Consider the following 7,128-nt stretch of genomic DNA (forward strand, 5'->3'; position numbering starts at 1 on the left):
CTTGTCACCACCTACGGAACGCCGGAGGCCGGGCCCGTGCGATCGCATGGGCCCGGCCTCTGACGTGCCGTCGGGCGGGGGTGTCGCCCCGGTGGTACCGCTCCGGGTCAGGCTCCTTCGCGGGCCGCGGCCCGGCGCTGCATCACGTAGCCGGTCACGGCCAGGGCCACCGTCAGCCCGCCGGTGAAGACCACCTGCACCCGGGTGTCCCCGTCCAGGGCCATCAGGACCAGCACGCCGGCGACTCCGGCCAGGGCCACCCAGGTCAGGTAGGGGAAGCCCCACATCTTCACGACCAGCTTCTCGGGCGCCTCGCGCTCGGTGCGGCGGCGCAGCACGAACTGCGAGACGGCGATGAAGCCCCAGACGACGAGGATGACCCCGCCGACCATGTTCAGCAGCCAGGCGAAGAGGGTGTCCGGGTACCAGTACGACAGCAGGACGGTGACGAAGCCGAAGCCGGAGGAGGCCAGCACCGCGCGGCGCGGCACCCGGCCGCTGACCTTGCCGAGGGCCTTGGGGCCCTGGCCCCGCGAGACCAGCGAGTAGGCCATGCGGGAGGAGCCGTAGATGTTGGCGTTCATCGCCGACAGCAGGGCGATGAGGATGACCACGTTCATGATCTGGCCGGCGGCCGGGATGCCCAGGTGGTCCAGGGTGGCGGCGTAGGGGCCCTGCTCGGTGACGGCCGGGTCGTTCCACGGCAGCAGGGTCACGATGACCAGCATCGAACCGACGTAGACGATGGCGATGCGCCACATGGTGGTCTTCACGGCCTTGGCCACGCCCTTGACCGGGTTCTCGGACTCGGCGGCGGCGATGGTCACCGTCTCCAGGCCGCCGTACGCGACGACCGAGGCGAGCAGGCCGACCAGCAGTCCGTCGACGCCGTTGGGCAGGAAGCCGCCGTCGTGGACGAGGTTGGCGGCGCCGGGGGCTCCGGTGCCGGGCAGCAGGCCCAGGACCGCCAGGACGCCCAGGCCCAGGAAGAGCGCGATGGCGCCGATCTTGAGGGCGGCGAACCAGAACTCGAACTCGCCGAAGTTGGAGACCGCGGCCAGGTTGCTGCCGCAGAACAGTGCCATGAACACCAGCACCCACATCCACGACGGGGTCCCGGGGAACCAGCCCGTCATGATGTGCGCCGCGCCGATCGCCTCGATGGCCACGCCCACGCACAGCAGGGTCCAGAACATCCAGCCCGCCGTGAAACCGGCCCAGGGCCCGATCGCCCGGTCCGCGTGCACCGAGAAGGAGCCGGAGGCGGGGTTCGCGGCGGACATCTCGCCGAGCATCCGCATCACGAACATCACGAGCAGCCCGGACGCGGCGTACGCGAGGACGATCGAGGGTCCCGCGGCCGCGATGCCGGCGCCGGAGCCGACGAACAGGCCGGCGCCGATGACCCCGCCGAGGGCGATCATCGACAGGTGGCGCTGCTTGAGGCCGTTGCCGAGCGGGGATCCGGCGTCGTCCTGCCGGGGTTCGGGGGGAGCGAGGGTACTGCTGTGGCTCATGGGGGTGCGCCTGTCCGGTGTGCGGGGGGGTCGAGCGGTGCCCTCAGTGTGCCGAGCGTCCGGTCAGCGGACGTTTCTCGTCCGATATTCGGACAGGGGCTTCACGGATCGTGATCACCTCCGTACGCTCGCGACGACACCGCACGCAGACCGGAAGGGGCCGCCGGATGGGCCGCAACGTGACTCCGCTGGGCGCCACCGGCCGGGGCGTCCTCGTCACCGGCGCCTCCCGGGGCATAGGCCGGGCGGTCGCGGCCGCCTTCGCCCGGCAGGGCGACCGGGTCGCCGTGCACTGCTCCGCCCCGGGGCCGGACGCGCGGGAAACCCTCGCCGCGCTGGAGGGGGAGGGCCACGTCCTGCTCGCCGCGGACCTCGCCGACCCGGCCCGCGTCGAGACCCTGGCCGCCGAGGCCCACGACGCGCTCGGCGGCGTGGACGTCCTCGTCAACAACGCCGCCGTGATGGTCGCGCACCCCCTGCCGGAGACCTCGTACGAGGACTGGCAGGCGGCCTGGCACCGGACCGCCGCCGTGAACCTCTTCGGCGCCGCGAACCTGACCCACCTCGTCACCCGCCGCATGATCGACGAGGGCCGCGGGGGCCGCGTCGTCAACATGGGCTCGCGCGGAGCCTTCCGGGGCGAACCCGCCCACCCCGCCTACGGCGCGACCAAGGCCGCGCTCCACGCGCTCGGCCAGTCCCTCGCCGTCTCCCTCGCCCCGTACGGCATCGCCGTCGCCTCCGTGGCCCCCGGTTTCGTCGCCACCGAGCGGGTCGCGGGCCGGCTGGAGGGCCCCGAGGGCGCGGACATCCGGTCCCAGAGCCCCTTCGGACGCGTTGCGGACCCCGAGGAGATCGCCTCCGCCGTGCTCTACCTCGCCTCGCCCGGCGCCCTCTGGAGCTCGGGCACCGTCCTCGACGTCAACGGCGCCTCCTACCTGCGCACCTGAACGTGCGAGGACCCCCGCGCCACCGTGGCGCGGGGGTCCTGCCCCTCTTCCTGTTCCTGTTCGCGTTCCGTACGGTCAGGCCCCGGCCCGGCGCTCCCGGACCTCGCGCAGCCACGCCACCAGCAGCACCGCCGCCGCCGCGCCCGTGGACCACAGCAGCTGCGGCCGGGCCGCGTCGTCGAACAGCATCAGGACCAGCACCGCCGCCATCCCGATCAGCGCCGCCCACGTCAGGTACGGGAACAGCCACATCCGCAGCGTGAGCCGCTCCGGCATGTCCCGCTCCAGCCGGGGGCGCAGCTTCAGCTGCGAGACCGCGATCAGCGCCCACACGAACAGCAGGACCGCGCCGACCGCGTTGAGCATGTAGAGGAACACCGTGTCGGGCCACAGCAGGTTCAGCACCACCGACACGAAGCCGAACGCCACCGACGCGAACACCGCCCGGCGCGGCACGCCGCCGCCCGAGACCTTCAGCAGCGCCCGCGGGGCCTCGCCCCGCTCGGCGAGGGAGAACACCATGCGCGAGGAGCCGTACAGGTTCGCGTTCAGCGCCGACAGCAGCGCCACGAACACCACGACGTTCATGATCTGGCCGGCGCCCGGGATCCCGATCGAGTCGAGCACCGCCACGTACGGGCTCTGCCCGGGCTCCAGCGAATCCCAGGGCAGCAGGGTCACGATGACCAGCATCGAGCCGACGTAGAAGAAGAGGATGCGCCACACGGCGCTGCGCACGGCGCGGGCCACGGACCGGGCCGGGTCGTCGGATTCGGCGGCCGCGATGGTGACGACCTCCAGCCCGCCGAAGGCGAAGACGACGGCGAGCAGGCCGGCGACGACCCCGCCGATCCCCGCCGGGAAGAAGCCGCCGTGACCGGTCAGGTTGGCCATGCCCACCGGATCGGTGTCCGGCAGCAGGCCGAAGACCGCCAGCGTGCCCAGGATCAGGAAGAGCACGATCGCGCCGACCTTGAGGGCCGCGAACCAGAACTCGAACTCGCCGAAGTTCCGCACGGCGGCCAGGTTGCTGACGGTGAAGACCACCATGAAGATCAGCACCCAGAGCCACTGGTCGACCGACGGCACCCAGCCGTTCGCGATCTTCGCGGCGCCGGTCGCCTCCACGGCGAGCACCACGACCAGCAGGAACCAGTACAGCCAGCCCGCCGAGAAACCGGCCCAGCGTCCCAGCGCCTTCTCCGCGTACACCGAGAAGGAACCGGAAGCGGGCATCGCGGCGGACATCTCGCCGAGCATCCGCATCACGAGCATCGCGAGTACGCCTGCGAGCAGGTACGACAGGATGATCGCCGGACCGGCGATGCCGATGCCGGCACCGGAGCCGACGAAGAGCCCGGCGCCGATCACGCCGCCGAGGCCCAGCATGGTCAGGTGGCGCTGCTTGAGGCTGTGGCTCAGGGGTTCCTGGGGGAGGCCGCCCTCGGTCAGGGGCGGGTCGGGCAGGCGGTCGCGCATGTGGATGCTCGCACTCTCGGTCGGCCAAGCGGCGCTGGGGGCTGCACAAGGGATTGGCGGGAACCTACAGTCTGGCCGCAGGACACCCATCGGAGCAAAAAGGGCGTGGCGTCGAATGTGGGCCGTGATGCGGATCACTTCAACTCGGGTGTAAGTCGAGAGCTTTGTCCACTCCCCACGAAACCGGGCAGTACGGCTTTGTCCCAGCCGGTGGTGGGGCGGCGGCGGGCCGCGGACTAGCGTCACGGTGTCCCCACCGATCACCCCTCACGGAGCCCCACGATGAGCACTGCTTCCGTTTCCTTCCGGCCCGGCGCCGTCCTCGCCGACCTGCTGCCCGCGAGCCGCGTCCGCGACGTCACGCTGGTCGTCGGCGGAGCCGCGCTCACCGGCGTCGCCGCCCAGATCGCCGTGCAGGTCGACGGCCTCGCCGCCCCGATCACCGGCCAGACCTTCGCCGCGCTGCTCGTGGGCACCGCGCTCGGCGCCGGCCGCGGCTTCCTCTCCCTCGCGCTCTACACGCTGGTCGGCATGGCCGGGGTCCCGTGGTTCGCGAACGGCGCCTCCGGTGCGGGCGGCGCCACCTTCGGCTACGTGCTCGGCATGCTGCTGGCCGCCACCCTCGTCGGCGCCCTCGCGCGGCGCGGCGCCGACCGCTCGGTGCTCCGTACGGCCGGGGCGATGGTGCTGGGCTCGGCCGTGATCTACGCGGTGGGCGTGCCGTACCTGATGGGCGTCACCGGGATGTCCCTGGACGTGGCCGTCGCGACGGGCCTGACGCCGTTCCTGGTCGGCGACGCCCTCAAGGCCGCGCTGGCCATGGGCCTCCTGCCGGCCGCCTGGAAGCTGGTCGGCCGCCGCGGCTGAACCCGTACCGCACCCGCACGACAGCCCCGGACCGCGAGCGCGGTCCGGGGCTGTCGTCTCGTACGGGAGTGCTACGCGGCGGCCTTGCGGCGCATCGCGTCGCGGACCGCGCCGATCGCGACGACCACGGCCGCCACCACCAGCGACAGCACGACGACCTCGCGGTTGGCGTCGTCGAAGAGCATGTAGACCAGCACGAAGCTGATCATCGCGGCGGTCGCCCACGTCAGGTAGGGGAAGAGCCACATCTTGACGGTGACCTTCTCCGGCGCCTCGCGCATCAGGATCCCGCGCATCCGCAGCTGGGTGAAGCAGATCACCAGCCACACGAACAGCGCGATGGCACCCGAGGAGTTCAGCAGGAAGTTGAAGACGGTGTCCTTGAAGGCGTAGTTGAAGTAGACGGCGGCGAAGCCGAAGACCACGGAGCCCAGGATGGCGGCCGTGGGCACGCCCTTCTTGTTGACCTTGGCGAACGCCTTGGGCGCGTCGCCGCGCTCACCGAGCGAGAACGCCATGCGCGAGGCCGTGTACAGGCCCGAGTTCAGGCAGGACAGCACGGCCGTCAGGACGATCACGTTCATGATCTGGCCGGCGTGCGCGATGCCGATCGAGTCCAGGGCGGCGACGTACGAGCCCTTCTCGGTGATCGACTTGTCGTTCCACGGCAGCAGGGTCAGGACGACGAAGATCGATCCCAGGTAGAAGACGCCGATGCGCCAGATCACCGAGTTGGTGGCCTTGGTGACCGCGCGGCGCGGGTCCTCGGACTCGCCCGCGGCCAGGGTGACGATCTCGCTGCCCATGAAGGAGAAGACGACCATCAGCACACCGGTGAGGATGGCGCCCAGACCGTTCGGCGCGAATCCGCCGGCGTCGGTCAGGTGCGCGAAGCCCGCGCCGGGGTTGTCCGAACCGGGGAGCACGCCGAAGACGGCGAGCATGCCGATGATCACGAACGCGCCGATGGCGACGACCTTGATCCCGGCGAACCAGAACTCGAACTCGCCGTACGAGGCGACCGAGCCGAGGTTCGTGATCGTCAGCACGACCATCACGATCAGCGCCCAGGCCCACTGTGGGACGGCCGGGACCCAGCCTTCGAGGATGACCGCGCCCGCGGTGGCCTCCACGGCCAGCACGACGACCCAGAAGAACCAGTACAGCCAGCCGATGGAGAAACCGGCCCAGCGGCCGAGCGCCCGGTCGGCGTACGCCGAGAAGGAACCCGAGTTCGGGCTGGCCGCGGCCATCTCGCCGAGCATCCGCATCACGAAGACGACCATCGCGCCGACGAGGAAGTACGACACGAGGATGGCGGGGCCGGCCTTGGCGATGCCGCCGCCGGAACCTACGAAGAGGCCGGCGCCGATGACGCCGCCAATGGCGATCATGGAAAGGTGGCGGTTCTTGAGACCGGCCTTCAAACCGTCGGAGGGCTGGGTGCCGTCGGGGTTACCGGACGGGTCGCCTGCCTTCTGAAGGGTCGTCGTGGAGCTCATGGACGGATCCTTAGGTTCTCGGATTGCGAGCCCCGGCATTCAAACCCGACACGCGCCGGGACGGAAGACCCTGTTCCGTATCGTTGCCTTGGGCGATAAGTCCTGGATCAAGGCTTCGGCGCGTCCCGTCTGGGTTGTTGTGGAATATTTGAGCTTCCGGAGTGACCTACGCGACACCCCTCCACCGGGGTTCCAGCGCCCGCATGCCACACTCGACCCATGCGCGTGTACCTCGGATCCGACCATGCCGGCTTTGAGCTCAAGAACACCTTGGTGGACTGGCTCAAGAACAACGGCCACGAGCCCGTCGACTGCGGGCCCCACATCTACGACGCGGTGGACGACTACCCGCCGTTCTGCCTGCGCGCCGCGGAGAAGACCGCCGCCGACGCCGGCAGCCTCGGCATCGTCATCGGCGGCTCCGGCAACGGCGAGCAGATCGCCGCGAACAAGGTGAAGGGCATCCGCGCGATCCTCGCGTGGAGCGTCCAGACCGCCGAGCTGGGCCGCGAGCACAACAACGCCAACGTCATCTCCGTCGGTGGCCGCATGCACACCGAGGACGAGGTGATCAGCTTCGTCGACGCGTTCCTGAAGACCCCGTACTCCGACGAGGAGCGCCACACCCGCCGCATCGACATGCTCACCGCCTACGAGCGGACCGGCGAGCTCCCCCCGATCCCGGCCCACCACCCGCAGGACCAGTAGGACCACTCGGCCGTGGGGGGGGGGGGGGGGGCGCGGCGCCGCCCCGCGGGACCCCCGCGCGGCCGCCCCGCCCCCCGCGCGCAGGCGACACCCCCCCCCCCCCGC

At 71.0% G+C, this 7,128-nt stretch carries 6 protein-coding genes; 3 read left to right on the forward strand and 3 right to left on the reverse strand.

The window, feature by feature from the left end; genetic code table 11:
* Positions 1 to 107: 107 nt before the first annotated feature.
* Positions 108 to 1,517, reverse strand: a complete 1,410-nt coding sequence (locus ABZZ17_RS23325) for an amino acid permease (protein WP_356878234.1) — start codon at positions 1,515 to 1,517, stop codon at positions 108 to 110.
* 167 nt (positions 1,518 to 1,684) lie between these two features.
* On the opposite strand from ABZZ17_RS23325, the gene ABZZ17_RS23330 reads away from it, so the two are divergent.
* On the forward strand, positions 1,685 to 2,467 hold the full coding sequence (locus tag ABZZ17_RS23330; RefSeq protein WP_356878235.1) for an SDR family oxidoreductase: 783 nt from the start codon (positions 1,685 to 1,687) through the stop codon (positions 2,465 to 2,467).
* Between the two features lie 75 nt (positions 2,468 to 2,542).
* Here the strand turns inward: ABZZ17_RS23330 and ABZZ17_RS23335 are convergent, their stop codons facing one another.
* Positions 2,543 to 3,946 carry an amino acid permease gene (locus tag ABZZ17_RS23335; RefSeq protein WP_356878236.1) on the reverse strand — a complete coding sequence of 468 codons (1,404 nt, stop codon included), beginning with the start codon at positions 3,944 to 3,946 and terminating at the stop codon, positions 2,543 to 2,545.
* A 282-nt stretch (positions 3,947 to 4,228) separates the two neighbouring features.
* Here ABZZ17_RS23335 and ABZZ17_RS23340 point away from each other — a divergent pair, with 282 nt between their 5' ends.
* The gene (locus ABZZ17_RS23340) at positions 4,229 to 4,813 is read left to right on the forward strand and encodes a biotin transporter BioY (protein ID WP_356878237.1); all 585 of its coding nucleotides are present in this window, start codon (positions 4,229 to 4,231) and stop codon (positions 4,811 to 4,813) included.
* A gap of 71 nt (positions 4,814 to 4,884) precedes the next feature.
* Here ABZZ17_RS23340 and ABZZ17_RS23345 read toward each other — a convergent pair whose 3' ends face one another.
* A complete protein-coding gene (locus tag ABZZ17_RS23345) occupies positions 4,885 to 6,315 on the reverse strand; it encodes an amino acid permease (RefSeq protein ID WP_356878238.1) in 1,431 nt (476 codons plus the stop codon).
* A 219-nt stretch (positions 6,316 to 6,534) separates the two neighbouring features.
* Here ABZZ17_RS23345 and ABZZ17_RS23350 point away from each other — a divergent pair, with 219 nt between their 5' ends.
* Positions 6,535 to 7,023 (forward strand): ribose-5-phosphate isomerase, encoded by a 489-nt coding sequence (locus ABZZ17_RS23350; RefSeq protein WP_356878239.1) that lies wholly within the window; start codon positions 6,535 to 6,537, stop codon positions 7,021 to 7,023.
* The last annotated feature ends 105 nt before the right edge of the window (positions 7,024 to 7,128 follow it).

Origin of the sequence: Streptomyces sp. NPDC006512 (assembly GCF_040611935.1) — a bacterium.
GTDB lineage: Bacteria > Actinomycetota > Actinomycetes > Streptomycetales > Streptomycetaceae > Streptomyces.